Annotated in this window: 22 protein-coding genes; 18 read left to right on the top strand and 4 right to left on the bottom strand. The window is 67.1% G+C overall.

Annotated elements, in window-relative coordinates; translation table 11 throughout:
• The first annotated feature begins 103 nt into the window (after positions 1-103).
• From J8I82_RS19320 to J8I82_RS19335, 4 genes are all read left to right on the top strand, one after another.
• Entirely contained in the window at positions 104-937 is an 834-nt protein-coding gene (locus J8I82_RS19320; protein WP_209760405.1) for an IclR family transcriptional regulator, read from the top strand.
• Positions 938-995: 58 nt separating this feature from the next.
• Positions 996-1,991 carry a DUF3108 domain-containing protein gene (locus tag J8I82_RS19325; RefSeq protein ID WP_284183096.1) on the top strand — a complete coding sequence of 332 codons (996 nt, stop codon included), beginning with the start codon at positions 996-998 and terminating at the stop codon, positions 1,989-1,991.
• Positions 1,992-2,116: 125 nt separating this feature from the next.
• Positions 2,117-2,959 (top strand): alpha/beta fold hydrolase, encoded by an 843-nt coding sequence (locus J8I82_RS19330; protein ID WP_209760333.1) that lies wholly within the window; start codon positions 2,117-2,119, stop codon positions 2,957-2,959.
• Positions 2,960-3,194: 235 nt separating this feature from the next.
• On the top strand, positions 3,195-3,452 hold the full coding sequence (locus tag J8I82_RS19335; protein ID WP_133094997.1) for a BTH_I0359 family protein: 258 nt from the start codon (positions 3,195-3,197) through the stop codon (positions 3,450-3,452).
• A gap of 85 nt (positions 3,453-3,537) precedes the next feature.
• Here J8I82_RS19335 and J8I82_RS19340 read toward each other — a convergent pair whose 3' ends face one another.
• Positions 3,538-3,930, bottom strand: coding sequence for a rhodanese-like domain-containing protein (locus J8I82_RS19340; protein ID WP_209760335.1), 393 nt, complete (start codon positions 3,928-3,930; stop codon positions 3,538-3,540).
• A 194-nt stretch (positions 3,931-4,124) separates the two neighbouring features.
• On the opposite strand from J8I82_RS19340, the gene J8I82_RS19345 reads away from it, so the two are divergent.
• From J8I82_RS19345 to J8I82_RS19365, 5 genes are all read left to right on the top strand, one after another.
• Positions 4,125-5,186, top strand: a complete 1,062-nt coding sequence (locus J8I82_RS19345; RefSeq protein ID WP_209760337.1) for a homocysteine S-methyltransferase family protein — start codon at positions 4,125-4,127, stop codon at positions 5,184-5,186.
• Between the two features lie 16 nt (positions 5,187-5,202).
• The gene (gene metH, locus J8I82_RS19350; RefSeq protein WP_209760349.1) at positions 5,203-7,950 is read left to right on the top strand and encodes a methionine synthase; all 2,748 of its coding nucleotides are present in this window, start codon (positions 5,203-5,205) and stop codon (positions 7,948-7,950) included.
• Between the two features lie 265 nt (positions 7,951-8,215).
• A complete protein-coding gene (locus J8I82_RS19355) occupies positions 8,216-8,659 on the top strand; it encodes a hypothetical protein (RefSeq protein ID WP_209760351.1) in 444 nt (147 codons plus the stop codon).
• Positions 8,660-8,955: 296 nt separating this feature from the next.
• Complete coding sequence (locus tag J8I82_RS19360) at positions 8,956-9,588, top strand: response regulator (RefSeq protein ID WP_209760353.1); 633 nt, start codon at positions 8,956-8,958, stop codon at positions 9,586-9,588.
• A gap of 67 nt (positions 9,589-9,655) precedes the next feature.
• On the top strand, positions 9,656-10,063 hold the full coding sequence (locus tag J8I82_RS19365) for a response regulator (RefSeq protein WP_209760355.1): 408 nt from the start codon (positions 9,656-9,658) through the stop codon (positions 10,061-10,063).
• A gap of 49 nt (positions 10,064-10,112) precedes the next feature.
• On the opposite strand, the gene J8I82_RS19370 is transcribed toward J8I82_RS19365, so the two are convergent.
• On the bottom strand, positions 10,113-11,516 hold the full coding sequence (locus J8I82_RS19370) for a sensor histidine kinase (RefSeq protein WP_209760357.1): 1,404 nt from the start codon (positions 11,514-11,516) through the stop codon (positions 10,113-10,115).
• Between the two features lie 285 nt (positions 11,517-11,801).
• Between J8I82_RS19370 and J8I82_RS19375 the strand changes: the two genes are divergently transcribed.
• Both J8I82_RS19375 and J8I82_RS19380 read left to right on the top strand, forming a co-directional pair.
• Positions 11,802-11,966 carry a DUF1328 domain-containing protein gene (locus J8I82_RS19375; RefSeq protein WP_029047756.1) on the top strand — a complete coding sequence of 55 codons (165 nt, stop codon included), beginning with the start codon at positions 11,802-11,804 and terminating at the stop codon, positions 11,964-11,966.
• 48 nt (positions 11,967-12,014) lie between these two features.
• Positions 12,015-12,440: a DUF883 family protein gene (locus J8I82_RS19380; RefSeq protein WP_209760359.1), complete on the top strand. Its 426-nt coding sequence runs from the start codon at positions 12,015-12,017 to the stop codon at positions 12,438-12,440.
• Positions 12,441-12,597: 157 nt separating this feature from the next.
• On the opposite strand, the gene J8I82_RS19385 is transcribed toward J8I82_RS19380, so the two are convergent.
• The gene (locus J8I82_RS19385; protein WP_209760361.1) at positions 12,598-12,921 is read right to left on the bottom strand and encodes a DUF1840 domain-containing protein; all 324 of its coding nucleotides are present in this window, start codon (positions 12,919-12,921) and stop codon (positions 12,598-12,600) included.
• Between the two features lie 266 nt (positions 12,922-13,187).
• Here J8I82_RS19385 and argS point away from each other — a divergent pair, with 266 nt between their 5' ends.
• The 5 genes from argS (at position 13,188) to J8I82_RS19410 (ending at position 18,464) form a co-directional block, all read left to right on the top strand.
• Positions 13,188-14,984, top strand: coding sequence for an arginine--tRNA ligase (gene argS, locus J8I82_RS19390; protein WP_209760363.1), 1,797 nt, complete (start codon positions 13,188-13,190; stop codon positions 14,982-14,984).
• A 124-nt stretch (positions 14,985-15,108) separates the two neighbouring features.
• A complete protein-coding gene (locus J8I82_RS19395) occupies positions 15,109-15,855 on the top strand; it encodes an SPOR domain-containing protein (RefSeq protein WP_209760365.1) in 747 nt (248 codons plus the stop codon).
• A 185-nt stretch (positions 15,856-16,040) separates the two neighbouring features.
• Positions 16,041-16,676 carry a thiol:disulfide interchange protein DsbA/DsbL gene (locus J8I82_RS19400; protein ID WP_209760367.1) on the top strand — a complete coding sequence of 212 codons (636 nt, stop codon included), beginning with the start codon at positions 16,041-16,043 and terminating at the stop codon, positions 16,674-16,676.
• 148 nt (positions 16,677-16,824) lie between these two features.
• On the top strand, positions 16,825-17,628 hold the full coding sequence (locus J8I82_RS19405) for an SDR family oxidoreductase (protein WP_209760369.1): 804 nt from the start codon (positions 16,825-16,827) through the stop codon (positions 17,626-17,628).
• Between the two features lie 2 nt (positions 17,629-17,630).
• On the top strand, positions 17,631-18,464 hold the full coding sequence (locus J8I82_RS19410) for a helical backbone metal receptor (protein ID WP_209760372.1): 834 nt from the start codon (positions 17,631-17,633) through the stop codon (positions 18,462-18,464).
• A 23-nt stretch (positions 18,465-18,487) separates the two neighbouring features.
• Here J8I82_RS19410 and J8I82_RS19415 read toward each other — a convergent pair whose 3' ends face one another.
• Positions 18,488-19,564 (bottom strand): MBL fold metallo-hydrolase, encoded by a 1,077-nt coding sequence (locus tag J8I82_RS19415; RefSeq protein ID WP_209760374.1) that lies wholly within the window; start codon positions 19,562-19,564, stop codon positions 18,488-18,490.
• 228 nt (positions 19,565-19,792) lie between these two features.
• On the opposite strand from J8I82_RS19415, the gene J8I82_RS19420 reads away from it, so the two are divergent.
• Complete coding sequence (locus J8I82_RS19420) at positions 19,793-20,257, top strand: MerR family transcriptional regulator (RefSeq protein ID WP_209760376.1); 465 nt, start codon at positions 19,793-19,795, stop codon at positions 20,255-20,257.
• 93 nt (positions 20,258-20,350) lie between these two features.
• On the top strand, positions 20,351-20,845 hold the full coding sequence (locus J8I82_RS19425; protein ID WP_209760378.1) for a PaaI family thioesterase: 495 nt from the start codon (positions 20,351-20,353) through the stop codon (positions 20,843-20,845).
• Positions 20,846-20,991 lie beyond the last annotated feature (146 nt).

A 20,991-nucleotide genomic window follows, 5' to 3' on the forward strand; every position in this document is an offset into this window, starting at 1 on the left:
CCGATGGCTTAAAAATTGGTAAATCGATTTCGCTATAGTAAATTCACCTACGAACTTGCCCGGTCTCCGGGCGCCGATCCTCCTGCCGCCGGCCATGTCACGCATTGCTGAAAACGAAGAAGACGACGCCAAGCTGCGCTCCGGCATCCAGTCCATCGAAGTGGGCTTCAAGCTGCTCCAGGCTCTCGCGGCGTCGCCGCGCGCAATGATGCTGCGCGACCTCGCCGCCGCTGCCGGCATGAACCCGGCCAAGGCGCACCGCTACCTGGTCAGCTTCATGCGGCTGGGCGCGGTGGCGCAAGACCCGGTCAGCGGCCGCTACGACCTGGGCCCGTTCGCGCTGCAGCTGGGCCTGGCCGGCCTCAACCGGCTCGATCCGGTGAAGAAGGCGCGGCCGATCCTGTCGCAGCTGCGCGACGAGATGGACCTGACCGCCGGCATCGCCGTGTGGGGCAACCACGGCCCGACCATCGTGCACTGGGAGGAATCCAGCCACCCGGTCACCGTGAGCCTGCGCCTGGGCGACGTGATGCCGATGCTCAACTCCGCAACCGGGCGGCTCTACGGCGCCTACCTGCCGCGCAAGCAGACCCTGCCGCTGATCGAGCGCGAGCTGGGCGCGCGCGGCAACGGCGCCGTGCCGGACATGCCGGCGTCGCTGGCCGAATACGACGCGATCTGCGCCGAAGTCCGCGTGCATGGCGCCGCGCGCACGCTCGGCGGTGTGCTGCCCGGCATCAATGCGTTCTCGATGCCGGTGTTCGATGCCAACGGCCACCTCGCCATGGGGTTAATCGTACTGGGCGCGCAGAGCCTGTTCGATGCAGAATGGGGCGGTACGATGGATCGTCGCGTACGCGATATCGCCCAACAGCTCTCATCGGAACTCGGCTACCTTGGTGCCGCCACCCCGGCCGGAGAAACCGGCCAGCCCTAGTCCTCGCGCCCGCCCGGGCGCGGATTCCCCCGTCTGGCGCCGCCGGCGCTGGGTGATCGTGGTCGCGCTGGTGGTGCTGGTGCACGTGCTCGCCGTGGTGGGATTCCTGCGCATGCCGGGGCCGCTGATCCCGCTCGACGTCAGCAACACACCTTCGCTGGAGGCGATCCTGCTGCCGCCGCCCAAGCCAACGGCCCCGCCGCGGCCGCGCCCCGCGCCGCAGCCGCGCCAGAAGCCCGCGGCGCCGGTCCCGGCGCCCCAGCCCGAACCTGAACCGCCGGCCCCGCCGTTGGCGACCAGCCCGCAAGGCCCGGCCGAGATGGCGACGGGTCCCGGCGGCACCGGAGCGGCGCCGGTACCACCTGCCGCGCCCGCGCCGGCGCCTTCCGGCGGTCCGCAGGGCGGTGTCGACGGCGTCGTCTACAGCGCGCCGCCGCCCGCCACGTATCACTACGCCAGCTTCGTCAACGGTGTGCAGAACCCCGATGGCCTGATCCGCTGGGAGCACGACGGGCGCCGCTACCGCCTCGCGGTGGAAACGCGGGTGCTGTGGTTCCGCTTCGCGTTCCAGAGCGGCGGGGCGCTGTCCGAACAGGGACTGTTGCCGGAACGCTACGAAGAGCACCGGCGCAACAAGGCCGAGTCATCACGCTTCGACACCGCCGCCGGCATTGCCACGCTTCGCAACGGCGCGCAGTCGCCATTCCCGCCCGGCGCCCAGGATCGCTTCAGTGTCTTCCTCCAGCTGGTCGGCCTGGTGCGTGGTAATCCGCAACGCTATGTCACGCCCGGTGTGACGGAAACGTTCCAAGTGGCGGATACGCGCAATGTGGAACCGATGCAAGTGCAGTATGTTGGAGAAGAGGAATTCGACACGGGCAATGGCGTGATACGTGCGAAGCACTTCGTGCGGCTGCCGCGCCGTGCCAATGACCGTCGCCGGGTCGAGCTATGGCTCGCGGAATCGCTGGGCTGGATGCCGGTGCGGCTGCGCCAGACCGAGCCCGACGGCACCCAGATCGAGCTCGTGTACCGCGGCAACGGCGGGCAATAGCCGCGGGCCGCGGCCCGCGTCGAGCACCGGTAACCGCCCGGGCGAATGTCAACAATCGTTAAAAAATGCCTCGCCCGGGTCAACGCCACCGCGTTTGGCGCATTCTTACTGACAGGAGCCCAGCCATGACTGTTGCCACGCCACCCGCCGAAACGCACCGCGTCCATGCCGACGGCGCCGAGCTTTACGTGCGCATCGACGGCACCGACGGACCTTGGGTGGTCCTGGCCCATGCACTGGCCGCCAGCCATGCGCTGTGGGACCAGACCGCCGCCCACCTGGCGTCGCGCTACCGCGTGGTGCGCCCCGACCTGCGCGGGCATGGCGGCAGCGAGGCGCCGCTCGGGCCCTATACCATGACGCGGCTGGCCGACGACGTGATCGCGGTGATGGACTCGCTGGAAATCCCGCAGGCCCATTTCTGCGGAATTTCGGTCGGCGGCATGATCGGGCAGACGCTGGGGCTGCGCCATCCGGAACGGCTGCTGTCGCTGGCGCTGGTCGCCACCAACAGCCAGACCCCGATGGAAGCCCACCCGATGTGGCACAACCGCATCGGCCAGGCCGAGGCCCATGGCATGGTCGGAATGGCCCATGCCACGCTGGAGCGCTGGCTGACGCCGGAATTCCGCGCCGCGCATCCCGATGAGGTCGCGCGCATCCACGCCATGCTGGTGGCCACGCCGGTGCGCGGCTACGTGGGCGTGGCCGAGGCAATCATGGCTTTCGATCTCGCCGGCGCGCTTTCCCGCATCCATTGTCCTACGCTGGTAGTAGCAGGAGAGAACGATCAGGGCGCGACCGTGGCGATGGCGCAGAGCATTGCGGCCGCCATCCGAGGCGCCCGGCTGGAAGTGATGCCGCAGGCGGCGCACCTGGTGCACGTGGAGCAGCCCGAACGCTTCCACGCGGCGCTGGACGCGTTCCTTGGCAATGCGGCGTGCGGCGGCCAGTGCGACGTTCCGTGACAGGCAACACACTGATGCGCCTGGCTCAAGAAACTTGTTGCAAAGGACGATGCCCAATCTATGCAGGCAGCAATGACGTGGCAACGCAGTGACCGGCTAAATCCTGTAACGCCTTGATTTCGCGCGGGTCACCCCAAGTTTGAAGGTAAAGCCGCGGCGCCCCCCTCACGGCAACATCGACGAGGCAAGAATCACAAGGGCATGCCGCCCAACCATGACGCCCAGGAGGTGTGCCATGCAAATGATCTACAACAGCGACAATTACTGCATCGTCGAGTTCGGTGCGGATGTCGAGCAAGCGCCGCTCGAATTCGGCGGCTATGAAATCGTCGACAAGAACCTGAAGCGCGAGATTTTCCTTGGCGGGCATCTGGCTGAAAGCTTTCGCGCTGACGTCAAGCGCCTGATCGAGAGCGAGCCATCCGTCGAAGAGGTCGATGACTTCCTCGCCAAGTTTGATAACGTGATGACGCATCCTCTGGTCATGCACTGAGCGGCTTTCCATGGCCGCCGGCCGCGGCCGGCGGCATTGGCATCGCGCCCGCCTCGGCGGGCGTTTTTATTGCGTGGCTGGCTGTTCAGTACTGCTCCCAGGGCAACCCGTCGTGGCGCCAGCCGTTGAGCGTATTGCGGTGGCGCTGGCCGTCGAGGTCGCCCTCGAAACCGTGCAACACGTTGTAGACGTTGGCAAAGCCCGCGCCCTCCAGCGCCCGAGCCGCCGCCGTCGAACGGTTGCCGCTGCGGCAGATCAGCAGTACCGGCCGCGCCGACACATGCCCGGCCAGCTTCTTCACCATCTGTACGAAATGCGGATTGACCTCCCAGTCCGGGCCGTCGTTCCAGGGGACGTTATGCGCACCCCTGGGATGGCCGACGAAGAGGTATTCCATCTCGCTGCGGCAGTCGATGAACAGCGTGTCGGGCGATTGCGCCAGCAAGTCGTTGGCGTCGGCAGGGGACAGGTGTTGCATGGTCGGCGGGGACAAAGGACGCGGAATGGCCGGAATGGTGACGGTTACGCCTCTCAGTGTAGGCGGCCATCGACCCGACAGGCAACCGCAAGGCCTTGATACACCTGATAAAATCGCACTTCTTTGGCCATCGGCCACAGCAGCGCCCGCCGCCGATCGAGATCGCGCCGGCCGCCTTTCCAGAGTTCCCCGCCATGAGTGCCCCTGAATCCCGCGCGGCTGCACCGCGCCCCTATACCCGGGCCGCCGAACTGCCCCGGCTGCTGCAAGAACGCATCCTGATCCTGGATGGCGCCATGGGCACCATGATCCAGCGCTACAAGCTGACCGAGGCCGACTACCGCGGCGAGCGCTTCGCCGAACACAAGGTGGACGTGAAGGGCAACAACGAACTGCTGCTGCTGACGCGCCCGCAGGTCATCAGCGAGATCCACGAGCAATACCTTGCCGCGGGTGCCGACCTGATCGAGACCAATACGTTCGGCGCCACCCGCGTGGCGCAGGAAGACTACAAGATGGCGGAGCTGGCGTACGAGATGAACGTCGAGGCCGCGCGCCTGGCGCGCGCCGCCTGCGACAAGTACAGCACGCCCGACAAGCCGCGCTTCGTCGCCGGTGCCTTCGGCCCGACGCCCAAGACCGCCAGCATCTCGCCCGACGTGAACGACCCCGGCGCGCGCAACGTCACCTTCGAGGAGCTGCGCCAGTCCTACTACGAGCAGGGCAAGGCGCTGCTCGAAGGCGGTGCCGACGTGTTCCTGGTCGAGACCATCTTCGACACGCTCAATGCCAAGGCCGCGCTGTTCGCGATCGACCAGCTGTTCGAGGACACCGGCGAACGCGTGCCGGTGATGATCTCCGGCACCGTGACCGATGCCTCGGGCCGCATCCTGTCCGGACAGACCGTGGAGGCATTCTGGAACAGCCTGCGCCACGCCCGGCCGGTCACCTTCGGCCTGAACTGCGCGCTGGGCGCCACGCTGATGCGCCCGTATATCGCCGAGCTGGCCAAGATCTGCGACGCCGCGGTGTCGTGCTACCCGAACGCGGGTTTGCCGAACCCCATGAGCGATACGGGTTTCGACGAAACGCCGGAAGTCACGTCATCGCTGGTGGAGGAGTTCGCCGCTTCCGGGCTGGTGAACCTGGTGGGCGGCTGCTGCGGCACCACGCCCGAGCACATCGCCGCCATCGCCCAGCGCGTGGCCGACAAGAAACCCCGCACCTGGCCCGGCCAGTACCGCGACGCCGCCTGAGCCGGAGCCCGAGAACATGAGCGAGAACAAACTGCCCCCGCGCCCGATGCGCCTGTCCGGCCTCGAGCCCTTTACCATCGACGACGACACGCTGTTCGTCAACGTCGGCGAGCGCACCAACGTGACCGGCTCCAAGGCCTTCGCGCGGATGATCCTGAACGGCCAGTTCGACGAGGCGCTGGCGGTGGCCCGCCAGCAGGTCGAGAACGGCGCGCAGATCATCGACATCAACATGGACGAGGCCATGCTGGACTCGAAGGCCGCCATGGTTCGCTTCCTGAACCTGATCGCCTCCGAACCGGACATCGCGCGCGTGCCGATCATGCTCGACTCGTCCAAGTGGGACGTGATCGAGGCCGGCCTGCAGTGCGTGCAGGGCAAGCCGGTGGTGAACTCGATCTCGCTGAAGGAAGGCGAGGAGCAGTTCCGCCACCACGCCGAGCTGATCCGCCGCTACGGCGCGGCCAGCGTGGTGATGGCCTTCGACGAGAAGGGCCAGGCCGATACCTTCGCGCGCAAGACCGAGATCTGCAAGCGCAGCTACGACATCCTGGTCAATGAAGTCGGCTTCCCGCCGGAAGACATCATCTTCGACCCGAACATCTTCGCGGTCGCGACCGGCATCGAGGAGCACAACAATTACGCGGTGGACTTCATTGAGGCCACGCGCTGGATCAAGCAGAACCTGCCGTACGCCAAGGTCAGCGGCGGCGTCTCCAACGTGTCGTTCTCGTTCCGCGGCAACGACGTGGTGCGCGAGGCGATCCACACCGTGTTCCTGTATCACGCGATCGGCGCGGGCATGGACATGGGCATCGTCAACGCCGGGCAGCTCGGCGTGTATGACCAGCTCGATCCCGAGTTGCGCGAGCGCGTGGAAGACGTGGTGCTGAACCGCCGCGAGGATTCCACCGATCGTCTGCTGGAAATCGCCGACCGCTACAAGGGCGGCGGCGCGAAGAAGGAAGAAAACCTGGCCTGGCGCGGCACGCCCGAGCAGCCGGTGCCGGTGGGCGAACGCCTGGCGCACGCGCTGGTGCATGGCATCACCACCTTTATCGTCGAAGACACCGAGGAAGTCCGCCAGCAGGTAGAAGCGCGCGGCGGCCGCCCGATCGAGGTGATCGAAGGCCCGCTGATGGATGGCATGAACATCGTCGGCGACCTGTTCGGCGCCGGCAAGATGTTCCTGCCGCAGGTGGTCAAGAGCGCGCGCGTGATGAAGCAGGCGGTAGCGCACCTGCTGCCCTTCATCGAGGAAGAAAAGCGCCTGCTGGCCGAGGCCGGCGGCGATGTGCGCGCGCGCGGCAAGATCGTGATCGCCACCGTGAAGGGCGATGTGCACGACATCGGCAAGAACATCGTGTCGGTGGTGCTCCAGTGCAATAACTTCGAAGTGGTCAACATGGGCGTGATGGTGCCGTGCAACGAGATCCTGGCGAAGGCCAAGGTCGAGGGCGCGGACATCGTCGGCCTGTCGGGGCTGATCACGCCGTCGCTGGAAGAAATGGCCTACGTCGCGTCGGAGATGCAGCGCGACGACTACTTCCGCGTGAAGAAGATCCCGCTGCTGATCGGCGGCGCCACCACTTCGCGCGTGCATACCGCGGTGAAGATCGCGCCCAACTACGAAGGGCCGGTGGTGTACGTGCCGGACGCCTCGCGCTCGGTCAGCGTGGCGTCGAGCCTGCTGTCCGATGAAGGGGCGGCTAAGTACCTGGACGAGCTGAAGACCGACTACGACCGCATCCGCACCCAGCACGCCAACAAGAAGGCGACACCGATGGTGACATTGGCGCAGGCGCGCGCCAACAAGACGCCGATCGACTGGAACGGCTACGTGCCGCCGAGGCCGAAGTTCGTCGGCCGCCGCGTGTTCCGCAACTACGACCTGGCGGAGCTGGCCAACTACATCGACTGGGGCCCGTTCTTCCAGACCTGGGACCTCGCCGGCAAATTCCCCGACATCCTCAATGACGAGATCGTGGGCGAGTCGGCGCGCAAGGTGTTCTCGGACGGCAAGGCGATGCTGTCGCGCCTGATCCAGGGCCGCTGGCTGAGCGCCAACGGCGTGATCGCGCTGCTGCCGGCCAATACCGTCAACGACGACGATATCGAGATCTACACCGACGAGACCCGCAGCAAGGTCGCGCTGACCTGGCACAACGTGCGCCAGCAGAGCGAGCGCCCGGTGGTCGATGGCGTGCGCCGGCCCAACCGCTGCCTGGCGGACTTTGTCGCGCCCAGGGACAGCGGCATCGCCGACTACGTCGGCATGTTCGCCGTCACCGCGGGCCTGGGCGTCGACAAGAAGGAAGCCCAGTTCGAGGCCGACCACGACGACTACAGCGCGATCATGCTGAAGGCGCTGGCCGACCGCCTCGCCGAAGCCTTCGCCGAATGCCTGCACGAGCGCGTGCGCAAGGACCTGTGGGGCTACGACGCGGCCGAGCAGCTCTCCAACGAACAACTGATCGCCGAGTCGTACCGCGGCATACGCCCGGCGCCCGGCTATCCCGCCTGCCCCGAGCACACCGTCAAGGGCCCGATGTTCCAGTTCCTCGACGCGGCCGAGATCGGCATGGGCATCACCGAGTCGCTGGCGATGACGCCGGCCGCTTCGGTCAGCGGCTTCTACCTGGCGCATCCCGAGTCGACCTACTTCACCATCGGCAAGATCGGCCAGGACCAGCTCGACGACATGGTGTCGCGCCGGCATGAAGAGCGCGCCACGCTGGAGCGCGCGCTCGCGCCCAACCTGTAACGGGTTGCGACGGCAGGGCGCCGGCCAAAGCCGCGCGACCCTGCCGCCAGCCCGTTGATGCCACAGGGAATTTCCTTGCACGAGGGCTTGCCGACCCGGCTGCGGCGGCGTATCCGGCGCCTCACAACTCCTTACAGAGCCTTTCAATCCCTCACAGACCGGCGCCGGTGCGCTCCCTAGACTGAGGGCTCGATTCACGCAAACACCAGCGCGTGAACACCGCGACGAATGTTTCGCCGCGGGGCATCCTGAAAGGAGTCTGTCCATGAAGAAACTGCTGCTCTCCCTGTCCGCCCTGTCGATCGCCGCCGCTTCCTCGCTGGCCATGGCACAAGGTACTGGTGTGGGCGCCGGCGCTAAGGCCGACGTCGGCGCATCGGTAACCGCCCCGGCGCCCTCTGCCGCTACGCAGGGTGCGTTGAATACCGCGGGTAGCGCGGCCACCGGCGCCACCAGCGCCGCCGAGAAGGGCCTGTCGACCGCGGGCGCGGCAACCGACAAGGGCATGTCGGCAGCGGGCACTGCAGCTGACAAGGGGCTGTCCACCGCCGGCGCGGCGGTCGAGAAGGGTGCCAGCAAGTCGGCCGATGCCAAGGCCGAAGCCGGCAGCAAGGCCAAGCACGACAAGCACACCACCAAGTCGGCCAAGAAGTCCAAGGCAGATGCCAGCGTCGGCGCGGGCGCCGAGGCGGGCGCCAAGGTGCAGTAAGCTCGCCGCCAGCCGGCACTGGCGCGCAGGCCCCGAGATTCACAGGGCCTGACGCGCCGCAGCAAAGCGGGACGGACTCCAGGCCGTCCCGCTTTGCTTTTGTACGCCATGCCTCGTACCGTTGAGCCACGGGACCCTCCATGTGCGCTCTACGCGTTGTGGCCGCGCGTCATGTCAGCCTGACACCGACAGCCCGCGCGCCCGGCCGGCACTACAATGACAGCAACGCAAGCGGTTCCGCCTGCACCCGACTGCACCGGGCAATGTGCCGGTCCGTTCAACCCGTGGAGCCCCACATGATCCGCGTCCTGATCGCTGACGATCACGAGATTGTGCGTGCCGGGCTGCGACAGTTCATTTCCGACGAGCCCGATATCCAGGTCACTGGCGAAGCCGCCAGCGGCGACGAAGTCATGGCTCAGCTGCGCGACGCCGAATTCGATGTGCTGGTACTGGATATCTCGATGCCAGACCGCAACGGCATCGACGTGCTCAAGCTGATCCGGCAACGCAAGCCTGATTTGCCGGTGCTGATCCTGTCCACTTACCCCGAGGACCAGTACGCCATCAACCTGATCCGCGCCGGCGCTTCCGGCTACCTGACCAAGGAAAGCGCGCCCGATGATCTCGTCAAGGCCATCCGCACGGTGGCGCAGGGACGTCGCTATGTCAGCGCCACGGTGGCCGACCTCCTGATCGGCGGGCTCGACAAGCCGACCGAGCAGCCGGTGCACCAGATGCTGTCCGAGCGCGAGTTCCAGATCTTCTGCAAGCTCTCGCGCGGGCAGTCGGTGTCGGTGATCGCCGACGAGTTGTTTCTCAGCGTCAAGACCGTCAGTACCTATCGTTCCCGCATCCTGGAGAAAATGGGCATGAAGACCAACGCGGACCTGACTTACTACGCCATCAAGAACGGCCTGGTCGAGTAGCGGCACGCCGCGGGCCGCATCGCGGCCTGCGGTCGGATCGCACCGGACCGGGCCCGCAAACCAGAACATGTCGGAGCAGGCTTCGAACACTTCCTACCGGGCGCTGAGCATACTGCTGATCGAAGACTCGGCGGTCCTGCGAGGCATGCTGCTCGAATATCTGAAGGATTTCCCGTTTATCGAGAATGTGGACTGGGCCGACACCGAAGCCATGGCCCTGCGCCTGCTTGATGCCGGCAAGTACGACGTCGCGATCGTCGACCTGCAGCTGCGCCAGGGCAACGGCATCAACGTGCTGCGTGCAATGCAGCGCAAAGGCACCGACACCGTGCGCATTGTCTATACCAACCACGCCCAGGTGCAGATGTACCGCAGCCAGTGCGCCGCGGCGGGCGCCGATTATTTCTTCGACAAGTCGCTGGAGCTGGAACAGGTGTTCCGCGTGATCGAGGAACACGCTGCGATGTCGTCCTGATCCTCCAGGCCCCCCTCAGGCCAGCACAGCACCCCTCAGGCAGCACGCATCAGGCGCGCGCAGGCTCCTCGCCTTCGGGCTCTTCCGCCGGCGCCAGCACCGATGCCGTCAGCGGCACCTCGATGTGGATGCGCACGCCCGCGTGTGCCGACGAGTCGATCTGCATGCTGCCGCCCAGCGCGGTGACGCGCTGCTCCATGCCCAGCAGGCCGTGGTGGCCGGCGGTGCTGCCGGCGTCGAAGTCAGGCGGCAGGCCCTTGCCGTCGTCGCGCACGGTCAGCGTCAGCAGCTCGCCGCGGCACGCCAGGCAGACCTCGACGCGCTTGGCCTCGGAGTATTTGCTGGCGTTGGTCAGCGACTCCTGCACGATCCGGTACAGCGCGATCGCGGCTTCGTCGCGCAGCGCCGGCAGGTCCTCGGGCACGCTGACGTCGGTTTCCCAGCCGTTGCGCGCGCCGACTTCCTCCACCAGCTGGCACACCGCGGCGCGCAGGCCGAGGTTGAGCAGCACGGTGGGGCGCAGGTCCTCGATCAGGCGGCGCTTGATCTGGATGCCCTGGTCGACGTGCAGCATCACACGCGTGAGGCGATCGGCGCCTTGCGGATGCGCCTCCTGGATCTGGCGCCGCACCCAGTGCAGGTCGAGCTTGATGGCGGTCAGGATCGCGCCCAGCTCGTCGTGCAGCTCGCGCGCCAGCCGGGTCTTCTCGTCTTCGGTGACGCGCTGGAGGTGGCCCGCCAGCGCCGACAGCTGGCGCGTGCGCGCACGCACCTTGCGGTCCAGCTTGGCGCTTTCCTCTTCCAGCTGGGCGCGCACCGCCTCGGCCATGGACAGGCGCTTGGCGTGGCCCACGCCGACCGCGAGCAGAAGAATGATGTTGATCGCGGTCAGCAGGCCGATGCCATAGCGCGACAGCTGCACATCGTTCTCGGCGCCTTCCAGCCGGTGCGAGACCGAGCCCGCCTCGCGCGCCTGCAACTGGTCGAGCCCGCGGCGCGCGTTGTCCATGGTTTGCTTGCCGTAGTCGGTGCGGACCAGGTCCAGCGCCACTTCCAGGTCGCGCTTGCCGTAGACCAGCGTCAGCGCCATCTCGTTGAGCTTGCTGTTGATCAGCTTGGAGGTGTCGCCGAACATCTTCAGCCCCTCCGGGTCGTTGGCATAGTCCGCGCGGATCTGCGCCATCAGCTCGGCGATGCGCGGCAGCCCCTTGTAGTAGGGCTCGAGGTAGCTTTCCTTGCCCGTCAGCAGGAAGCCGCGCTGGCCAGCCTCGGCGTTGACCAGCTCGCCGTTGAGCGCGGCCAGCTCGGTCTGCACGCGCTGCGAGCGGATCACGTCGGTATAACTCTCGCGCAGGCGGATATTGCCGGTCTCCGACGCCACCAGCACCGCCAGCGTCAGCACGATGCCGCCCGCGAGCAACAGCGTATGAGGAAGAAATGACTGCTTGAACATGGGGGCAGATTTCCTGTGGTTGGGGTGCGCTGCTTGCCCGTGCGGCGCCAGGGAGCGCTCATGGAATCACATCGATCCGCATGGGTCAACCTTGATGCGTCGGACGTGCCGCACCCGTACTGCCATGGTGTAGGACTCGGCTGACAGCGGAATCGGCTCGCTGTCGGTATTGGCGCGGCGGCTGTCTTCCTACGATGAGGCTATGAGCTTGCACCTTGTGGCGCAAGTCTTCACTTGGGCCCCGGGCCTGTGCCGGCCCGGTCAGCCATCTTCGGGAGCCTAGCCATGCTGCACTATGCACTCGTATTTTTTGTCATCGCCCTGATCGCGGCGATCTTCGGCTTCGGCGGTATCGCTGCCGGCGCCGTGGAAATCGCCAAGATCCTGTTCTTCATCTTCCTGGTCGTGGCACTGGTGGCCGCGGTGATGGGACTGGTCCGCAGGCGATAGCGCCGGCCGGCGCCGGCTCCTGTGCCAATCGCAATCTGAGGAGACCCCATGTTGACCCAGAACCCCAAAGTCCGGAAGGAACTGAATCACTTGTCCGATAGTGCCGACAGCGCCATCCGCCATATCAAGCACGCCGCGCGCGACTCCCGCGACGCCGCCGCCCCGCTTTCCGGCGAGGTCAAGGGGCTGATCGCCCAGCTGGAGCACACCATCGAAGTGCTGGCGCGCGAAGGCTCGGCCGAGAGCCTGCGTGCCGGCCAGCGGCTGCGCGACCGTGCCAGCGAGATGGCGCACCGGCTGCGCGACCAGACCACCGACGGCATGATGCGCGCCCGCGAACGGATGGACGGTGCGGTCGAACACTCGCGCCAGCGGGTCGTCGAATCGCCGCTCAAGGCAGTGGCGATCGCCGCTGCCATCGGTGCGCTGCTCGGTCTGCTGCTGGCCAACGGCCGCCACCACGAAGAAGAGTAGGCCTGGCGGCACCGGGCCCCGCGCAGCGGGGCCCCGGAAAGCATTCCCCCCTTTCCGGCGCCCTCGTCCGGAAGCCCGGCAACCCAACTCGGTGCCGGGCGTTTTTTTGTGCGCGCCGCGCATGCCGCGGCGCGCCCGGGGCTGACCTGCCTTCGGGCTACACGCCCCACAGGACGTTGGTCCCTTCCCGCTGCGAGGCGCGCAGCATGTCCAGGAAAGGATAGGCGCGCTGCCCCAGGTGCAGCGGCTCGTCCTCGTCCTCGTCGGCTTCGGACTTGCCTTCCACGGCCGTGTCGGCCGGATGGCTGCGGCGTGCGTCGGCCACTGCCGCTTCCAGCTTCTGAATCGCGCGTGGCAGTTCTTCGACGGTGATCACCCCTCGTTCCCCGAGACGCTTGCCGATGATGCCCAGCAGCGTGATGGCCAGATCCTTCATCATGATCAGGTCTTGCGCAGCGTGGGATTTGAAGGTGATCAGCATGGTGTGGTTTCCTTTTCCGGACATGCAGGGCACGGCGTTCCCCGGCGCGGGACGCCGCATGGATTGTGGCCCGGGGCCATCTTCGCGCATGATGTCAGCATAGCACCTGATAAAATTCCGCGTTCCCGATTCCAATGCCTGTTTCAATGCCTGTTGAGCGGCGCGGCGTACCTTTGCCGTCACATGCCGCTTCGGGCGTTGGTGCCGCACGCTGGTGCCGCATTTACGCGGCGCCTGAATACTTGCCCACAGGGCTTCCGACATCCATGCTGCCTGTTCAGACCTCCAATCTCGCCGCCGCGTTCACCGATGCCGTGCGTGCGCTCGCCCCGGCCGATGCCGCCCTGCCCGCCGTCACTTTCGAGCGGCCCAAGGCGGCCGCCCACGGCGACCTCGCCTGCAACGTCGCCATGCAGGTCGCGCGCGCGCTCAAGAGCAATCCGCGCGAGCTGGCGCAGCGCATCGTCGCCGCGGTGCAGGCCGATGCGCGCGCGCAGGGCCTGGTCGAGGCCATGGAGATCGCCGGTCCCGGCTTCATCAACCTGCGCCTGACCGCCGCCGCCAAGGCCGACGTGCTGCGCGCGGTGCTGGCCGAGGGCGACCACTACGGCGCGCGCGAGCGCGGCGTGCATGGCCAGGTGCTGGTCGAGTTCGTCTCGGCCAACCCGACCGGGCCGCTGCACGTGGGCCACGGCCGCCAGGCGGCGCTGGGCGACGCGCTCGCCAACCTGCTGTCGTGGCAGGGCTTCCATGTCCACCGCGAGTTCTACTACAACGACGCCGGCGTGCAGATCCAGACCCTGGCTCTGTCGGTGCAGGCGCGCGCGCGCGGCCTGAAGCCGGGCGATGCCAGCTGGCCCGAGTCGGCCTACAACGGCGACTACATCGCCGACATCGCCGCCGACTTCCTCGCCGGAAAGACCGTCAGCGCCTCCGACGGCGAGCCGGTGACCGCGTCGGGCAACGTCGAGGATATCGATTCGATCCGCAAGTTCGCCGTGACCTACCTGCGCAACGAGCAGGACATCGACCTGCAGGCCTTCGGCGTCAAGTTCGACCGCTACTACCTGGAGTCGTCGCTGTACAGCGACGGCCGCGTGGAAGCCGCGGTGCAGTCGCTGGTCGCCAAGGGCAAGACCTACGAGAGCGAAGGCGCGCTGTGGCTGCGTACCACCGACGAAGGCGACGACAAGGACCGCGTCATGAAGAAGACCGACGGCACCTACACGTACTTCGTGCCGGACGTGGCCTACCACACCACCAAGTGGGAGCGCGGCTTTACCAAGGTCATCAACGTGCAGGGCAGCGACCACCACGGCACCATCGCGCGCGTGCGCGCCGGCCTGCAGGGCCTGGACATGGATATCCCCAAGGGCTACCCCGACTACGTGCTGCACAAGATGGTCACCGTGATGAAGAACGGCGAGGAGGTCAAGATCTCCAAGCGCGCCGGCTCGTACGTCACCGTGCGCGACCTGATCGAATGGTCCAACGGCCAGGATGACACCTGCGAGACCATCCGCGGCTGCCTGGAAGCCGGCGTTGCCGACTGGCCCGCGCACTTCACCCGCGGCCGCGACGCGGTGCGCTTCTTCCTGCTGTCGCGCAAGGCCGATACCGAGTTCGTGTTCGACGTCGACCTGGCGCTCAAGCAGAATGACGAGAACCCGGTGTACTACGTGCAATACGCCCACGCCCGCATCTGCTCGATCTTCGAGTCGTGGGGTGGCGCCGACTGGGAAGGCCGCCTGCCCGAACTGGCCGGCGCCGACCTGTCTGCCGTGACCGGCCCCGAGGCCGGCGCCCAGGCGCAGGCCCTGGGCCGCCGCCTGGCCGAGTTCCCCGACATGCTGTCGGCCGCTGCCTCCGAGCTGGCGCCGCATGCGGTCGCCTTCTACCTGCGCGACCTGGCCGGCGATTTCCACGCCTTCTACAATGCCGACCGCGTGCTGGTCGACGACGAGGCGGTCAAGCGCGCCCGGCTGGCGCTGCTGGCCGCGACGCGCCAGGTGCTGCGCAACGGCCTGGCGGTGATCGGCGTGTCGGCACCGCGCCGCATGTAATCGATGGGCGTTCAGTCGGACGCTCGACAGGGCGTTCAGCCGGACGCTCAGCGGGGCGCTCAGCGGGACCTACAGGGCCGCCCGGCGGTGGCCCTATAATCCCGGCATCACCTAAGAGGACTTCATGCAACAGCAACGCAAGCGCGATGCGCGCAAGGCCCGCCGCAGCCAGCAGCGCGGCGGGACGTTCCTGGGCCTTGTGCTCGGGCTGATCGTCGGGCTGGCCATCGCCGTGGTGGTCGCCCTCTACATCACCAAGTCGCCGACGCCGTTCCAGCAGAAGAGCGCGCCGCGGCCGAGCGAGCCGGGCAATGTCGCCAGCCAGCTGCCGCCGCCGGCGCAGCGTGCCGACCAGGGCCCAACCGACCCGAACAAGCCGCTGTGGAGCAAGACGCCGGCCAAGCCGGTGGGCCAGGCGCCCGAGCCGGAGCCCAAGCCGAGCACCCAGCCGAGCCAGCCTGGGTTGCAGAACGGGCACCAGAACGGCCAGCCCCCCGTGGCGGTCACCCGCCCGGCGGAGAAGCCCGTTGAAAAGCCGGTTGAAAAGCCGGCCGACAAGCCTGTCGCCACCAAGCCGGCCGAGAAGCCGGTGTCCGACCCGATCGCCGAGATCGCCCAGGCCGACGCCAACAAGGTGGGCTACCTGCTGCAGGTGGGCGCATTCCGCTCGGCTGACGACGCCGACCGCCAGAAGGCCAACCTGGCGATGCAGGGCTTCGAGGCCCGGATCACCGAGCGCGACGTCAACGGCGTCAAGATGTACCGCGTGCGCATGGGCCCGTACAACCGCATCGAAGACATGAACAAGACGCGCGATCGGCTGCAGTCGCAGGGCTTCGAGGCGTCCGTGATCCGCTTCACCAAGCAGTGACAGTCAGCTGGAGACCCGGCTCAGGCGTTATGCGCCTGGGCGGGGCACACCCGGCCACGAAAGCGTCATAAATACGCCGTAACCAACGCAACACCCTTGTCACCGCCGCGGCCGGCGCCCGGGCTGAACCGGACGCCGCCGCCGCGGTCATATGCTCATCGACCCAACCGCAAGGCCGCACCAAGATGAAGAAACTCGCCGCACTGTTCGCCATGTTCGCCGCCGTGGGCGGCCTGCTGATGTCCGCGCCGTCCCAGGCTGCGCCCACCGAGGGCAAGGAATACCAGGTCCTGAAGGCCCCGCAGCCGGTCACCCCGGGCAAGATCGAGGTCACCGAGTTCTTCTGGTACGGCTGCCCGCACTGCTTCGACTTCGAGCCCGACCTGGAAGCCTGGGTCAAGAAGCAGGGCAACAATGTCGTGTTCAAGCGCGTGCCGGTCGCCTTCCGCGACGACCTGCTGCCGCACACCAAGATCTTCTATGCGCTCGAAGCCATCGGCAAGCTCGACGCCATGAACATGAAGGTTTTCAACGCCATCCACACCGAGCGCAAGCGCCTGCTCGACAGCAACGAGATCGCCGACTTCATGGCCAAGAACGGCATCGACCGCAAGGCCTTCCTGGACGCGTATAACTCGTTCACGGTGACCACCAACGCGCAACGCGCCAACAAGATCGCCGACGCCTACAAGATCGACGGCGTGCCGACCGTGGTGGTGCAGGGCAAGTACGTGACCTCGCCGTCAATCACCGGCAACAAGCAGGGCGCGATCCAGGCGATGGATTACCTGGTGGAGCAGGTGAAGGCGAAGAAGATGTAAATGTGACTGGCGGCCTTTCTTGAGCCGCCGGTTTTCTCCCCTCTCCCGCTTGCGGGAGAGGGGGCACACAGGCAGGATTGCCAGGGCCTGTGGATTGCCAAACGGCTGGTATGCTGTACCAGCCGTTTTTTCATTTGCGACTGCCTCCATGCGTCCCCTCAAAGTCTTTCTTACCGGCGCCTCCAGCGGGCTCGGACAGGCGCTGGCGCGCGAATACGCGTCGCAGGGCGCCATCCTCGGCCTGGTAGCCCGGCGCGAGGATGCGCTGCGCGAATTCGTGGCGACGCTGCCCAACCCCGGCGCGGTGCGCATCTATGGCGCGGATGTGCGCGATGCCGACGCGATGGCGCGCGCGGCGGAAGACTTCCTCGGCCATTTCGGCTGTCCCGACGTGGTGATCGCCAATGCCGGCGTCTCGGTCGGCACCGTCGCCAGCGAACGCGAGGACCTGGATGCGTTCCAGCAGGTGATGGACACCAACTGGTTCGGCGTGCTGACCACGTTCCAGCCGTTCCTGCACGCGATGCAGCAGCGCGAACCCGGCCCCGGCGGCCGGCGCGGCACGCTGGTCGGTATCGCCAGCGTTGCCGGCGTGCGCGGGCTGCCGGGTGCCGGTGCGTACAGCGCATCGAAGTCGGCCGTGATCAAGCTGCTGGAAAGCCTGCGGCTGGAGCAGCGCCCGCTTGGCATCCGCGTGGTCACGATCGCGCCGGGCTATATCCGCACGCCGATGACCGCGAAGAACCCGTACCGGATGCCGTTCCTGACCGATGCCGACGTGTTCGCGCGCAAGGCCGCGCGCGTGATCGCCGGCGGCCGGCGCTTCCGCGTGATCCCGTGGCAGATGGGCGTGGTGGCGGCGCTGATGCATGTGATGCCGCGCTGGCTGTACGACATGCTGGCGACCGGCGCGCCGCGCAAGCCGCGGCGCGGGGAAAGCGAGGAGCCCTGACGATGTGGACCGATGCCATCGGCCAGCAGCACGCTGCCGCATGCGGCGAGGTGCGCATCGCCTCGCTGGTGCCGTCGGTGACCGAACTGCTGTTCGCGCTCGGGCTGGGGGCGCAGATGGTGGCGCGCACCGGCTTCTGCATCCATCCGGAACCGGCCGTGCGCGCGGTGCCCAAGGTCGGCGGCACCAAGGACGTCAGGGTGGCGCGGCTGCGCGAGCTGGCGCCCACGCACGTGGTGGTCAATATCGACGAGAACCGGCGCGAGACCGTCGACGAGATCCGCGCCTTCGTGCCCAACGTGATCGTCACGCATCCGTGCGCGCCGGAAGACAACCTGCCGCTGTACCGGCTGCTGGGCGGCATTTTTGGCCGCCATACCGAGGCCGAATCGCTGTGCGCGGCCTTGCGGGCCGAGCTGGAGGCCATCCGCGCGCGTGCCTGGCCGGCGCGCCGCGTGCTGTACGCGATCTGGCAGGATCCGTGGATGACGGTGTCGCGCGACACCTATATCAGCCGCATGCTGGCGCTGGCCAACTGGCAGACCTGGCCGGGCGACGCGGGCCTCGTGCAGGCGTGCGCGGGCGGCGACTGCAGCCGCCCCAATGCACCCGGCGAACGCTATCCCACTTTCCGCTGGAGCGATGCGCTGGTGCGCGAGCTCGAATTGGTGCTGTTGTCGACCGAGCCCTATCGCTTCACCGAAGACCACGCCGACGCGCTCGAGCGCCAGCTCGGCAAGCCGGTGCTGCTGGTCGACGGCGAGATGCTGTCGTGGTATGGCAGCCGCGCGGTGGACGGCGTGCGCTACATGGCGGCACTGGCGGCCGCCAACTAGCAGGCGTTTTCAGTCGGCAAATATCAGCCCGCGCGGAAGCGGTACACGCCGTCGTCATCCAGCTGCCGCACCAGTTCGCCGCGGTGCCACAGGCAGTGCAGGTGCGCCAGCGACTCGCCCATGGCGAAGGTCATCTGGTGGATGTCGAACTGGCGCTTGAAGATCACGCTGACGATATCGTGCGCGCAGCACGGCTTCTCGCGACAGGCCTCCAGCGTTTCGGCCAGGCGGTCGGCGTGGTGCTCGCGCAACTGCATGATGCGGGTATGCAGGTTGCGGAACGGACGGCCGTGCGAAGGCAGGATCAGCACGTCCTGCGGCAGCGGCTCGTAGCGGCCGAGCGAGTCGAGATAGAGCTGCAGCGAATTGCCTTCCGGCTCCATGTCGAACACGCTGACATTGGTCGAGATGCGCGGCAACACCATGTCGCCGGACACCAGCACGTTGGTCGCTTCGTTGTACAGCGCCACGTGCTCGGGCGAATGGCCGAAGCCGGTGATCACGCGCCAGCCCGAGGTGGCCGCGTCGGTGCCGATCCGCACCGTGTCGCCTTCCATCAGGCGGCGGTACTGCGCCGGCAGGTCGGGCACCAGCGACGGGTAGTAGGTCTTGCGCGCGCGCAGCTTTTCCTGGCTGTCGGGATCGGTCAGGCCATGCAGCGCGAAGTGCGCGGCGGCCGCCTCGCCGCCGGCGCTGGAACCGGCGCCGGTGCCGGTGCCCATCACGCGCGCGCTCATGTAGTCGCCCAGGCTCATCCACAACCGCACGCCGAAGCGCTTGCACAGCCAGTGCGCCAGGCCGACATGGTCAGGGTGGCTGTGGGTCACCAGAACGCGCACCACCGGCAGCCCTTCCAGCTCGTTGGCGAAGATGGTTTCCCAGTGCGCCTTGATGGTGTCGTTGGTAATGCCGCAGTCGATGATGGTCCAGCCGTCGCGCCCGTCCACGCGGTCGCGCAGCAGCCACAGGTTGATATGGTCGAGCGCGAACGGCAGCGGCATGCGCAGCCAGTAGACACCGGGGGCGACTTCCTGTCTGGTGCCGGGCTCAGGCATGGTGTCGCCGAACGGGTATTGGAGCTGGTGTTCGAGTGCGTTCATGAGGAGTCTCTTGTTCGAAGCCTTGTGCCGCGCCGGGTCGTGTGGTGCCGGGCGGGGCAGGCGGGCTTTCTCGTTGCCGGTCGCGCGGGCGCAAATGCGCCAGTTCGCGCCAGTTGCCAGTCGCCGGGCTTGACGCTAACGTAAACGTCAATTCTGGCGGTTCGTCTCCATCTTAAGCGAAAACTTGACTTCGCAACGAACGACCGTTCACTTTACTGGGCGCATTCCATGGCAGTCACGCAACCTCTCGCCTCCGCAACCTACACCATCACCGACCTCGCCCGCGAGTTCGATGTCACGCCCCGTGCCATCCGCTTCTACGAAGACCAGGGCCTGCTGTCGCCGGAGCGCGAAGGCCCGGGCGGCCGCAAGCGGGTCTACAACAGCCGCGAGCGGACCCGGCTGAAGCTGACGCTGCGCGGCAAGCGGTTAGGGCTCACTCTCAACGAAATCCGCGAAATTTTGGACCTTTACGAGTCGCCGCGCGATACCGCCCCGCAACTCGAACGCTTCCTGGACGCGCTTGCCGCCCACCGCGGCGCGCTGGAACGGCAGATGGAAGACCTGCAGGCGCAACTCGCCGAGATCGACCAGCATGAGCGCCACTGCCGGGACTTGCTTGCGGCCCAGACCGGCGGCAAGCCCCCGGCCACGGAAGGCGGCGATGCGCCGGCCCGGAAGCGATCCGCCTGATGCATCACCTGGCGCCGCTTCCGTGCCGATTCGAATTGACGTTTACGTAAACGTAAATACAATACTCCAACGCCTCCATCCTGGAACCCAGCCATGACGTCTGCCAACGCCAGTGCAGTACCCGCCGAACGCGCCGAACTTGCCGAACCCGAAGCGCTGTCCGCCGCGCGCGCCGATGCCATCGCCACCAGTTTCTCGCGCCAGGGTCTGATGACCAGCTTTGGCGCCTCGCTGCAGCGGGTGGAGCGTGGGGAGGTCGAAATCGCGATGCCGTGGTCGGACGGCGTGACCCAGCAGCACGGCTTCTTCCACGGCGGCGCGGTCGGCGCGCTGGCCGACAGCGCCTGCGGCTATGCCGCGCTGTCGATGGTGGGCCAGGGCGAGGCGGGGCTGACCGCCGAATACAAGATCAACCTGCTATCCCCCGCGCAAGGCGAACGCCTGGTCGCGGTGGGGCGGGTGCTGAAGCCCGGGCGCACACTGATCGTGGCGCAGGGCGAGGTCTACGTCGAGCAGCAGGGCCGCCGCAAGCAGGTGGCCACCATGCTGATGACGCTGTGCGTGGTCAAGACCCTGGGCCACGTCTGAAGCACTCATACATACCGAATCCAACAGGAGACCGACATGACCGAACTGCCAGGCCTGAAATTCGATCTGGGCGAAGACATCGAGATGCTGCGCGATTCCGTGCGCACGTGGGCCCAGGCCGAACTGGCCCCGCGCGCCGGCGAGAT

Source organism: Cupriavidus consociatus, assembly GCF_017814975.1.
GTDB classification, from domain to species: domain Bacteria; phylum Pseudomonadota; class Gammaproteobacteria; order Burkholderiales; family Burkholderiaceae; genus Cupriavidus; species Cupriavidus consociatus.

Excerpts from the sequence above, each read along its gene's own strand:
- J8I82_RS19385 (WP_209760361.1), bottom strand. The coding sequence starts at position 12,921 with ATGCTGATCACCTTCAAATCCCACGCTGCGCAAGACCTGATCATGATG.
- metH (WP_209760349.1), top strand. The coding sequence starts at position 5,203 with ATGAGCGAGAACAAACTGCCCCCGCGCCCGATGCGCCTGTCCGGCCTC.
- J8I82_RS19330 (WP_209760333.1), top strand. The coding sequence starts at position 2,117 with ATGACTGTTGCCACGCCACCCGCCGAAACGCACCGCGTCCATGCCGAC.
- J8I82_RS19365 (WP_209760355.1), top strand. The coding sequence starts at position 9,656 with ATGTCGGAGCAGGCTTCGAACACTTCCTACCGGGCGCTGAGCATACTG.
- J8I82_RS19355 (WP_209760351.1), top strand. The coding sequence starts at position 8,216 with ATGAAGAAACTGCTGCTCTCCCTGTCCGCCCTGTCGATCGCCGCCGCT.
- J8I82_RS19380 (WP_209760359.1), top strand. The coding sequence starts at position 12,015 with ATGTTGACCCAGAACCCCAAAGTCCGGAAGGAACTGAATCACTTGTCC.
- J8I82_RS19345 (WP_209760337.1), top strand. The coding sequence starts at position 4,125 with ATGAGTGCCCCTGAATCCCGCGCGGCTGCACCGCGCCCCTATACCCGG.
- J8I82_RS19405 (WP_209760369.1), top strand. The coding sequence starts at position 16,825 with ATGCGTCCCCTCAAAGTCTTTCTTACCGGCGCCTCCAGCGGGCTCGGA.
- J8I82_RS19400 (WP_209760367.1), top strand. The coding sequence starts at position 16,041 with ATGAAGAAACTCGCCGCACTGTTCGCCATGTTCGCCGCCGTGGGCGGC.
- argS (WP_209760363.1), top strand. The coding sequence starts at position 13,188 with ATGCTGCCTGTTCAGACCTCCAATCTCGCCGCCGCGTTCACCGATGCC.
- J8I82_RS19340 (WP_209760335.1), bottom strand. The coding sequence starts at position 3,930 with ATGCAACACCTGTCCCCTGCCGACGCCAACGACTTGCTGGCGCAATCG.
- J8I82_RS19335 (WP_133094997.1), top strand. The coding sequence starts at position 3,195 with ATGCAAATGATCTACAACAGCGACAATTACTGCATCGTCGAGTTCGGT.
- J8I82_RS19420 (WP_209760376.1), top strand. The coding sequence starts at position 19,793 with ATGGCAGTCACGCAACCTCTCGCCTCCGCAACCTACACCATCACCGAC.
- J8I82_RS19360 (WP_209760353.1), top strand. The coding sequence starts at position 8,956 with ATGATCCGCGTCCTGATCGCTGACGATCACGAGATTGTGCGTGCCGGG.
- J8I82_RS19375 (WP_029047756.1), top strand. The coding sequence starts at position 11,802 with ATGCTGCACTATGCACTCGTATTTTTTGTCATCGCCCTGATCGCGGCG.
- J8I82_RS19370 (WP_209760357.1), bottom strand. The coding sequence starts at position 11,516 with ATGTTCAAGCAGTCATTTCTTCCTCATACGCTGTTGCTCGCGGGCGGC.
- J8I82_RS19395 (WP_209760365.1), top strand. The coding sequence starts at position 15,109 with ATGCAACAGCAACGCAAGCGCGATGCGCGCAAGGCCCGCCGCAGCCAG.
- J8I82_RS19410 (WP_209760372.1), top strand. The coding sequence starts at position 17,631 with ATGTGGACCGATGCCATCGGCCAGCAGCACGCTGCCGCATGCGGCGAG.
- J8I82_RS19415 (WP_209760374.1), bottom strand. The coding sequence starts at position 19,564 with ATGAACGCACTCGAACACCAGCTCCAATACCCGTTCGGCGACACCATG.
- J8I82_RS19425 (WP_209760378.1), top strand. The coding sequence starts at position 20,351 with ATGACGTCTGCCAACGCCAGTGCAGTACCCGCCGAACGCGCCGAACTT.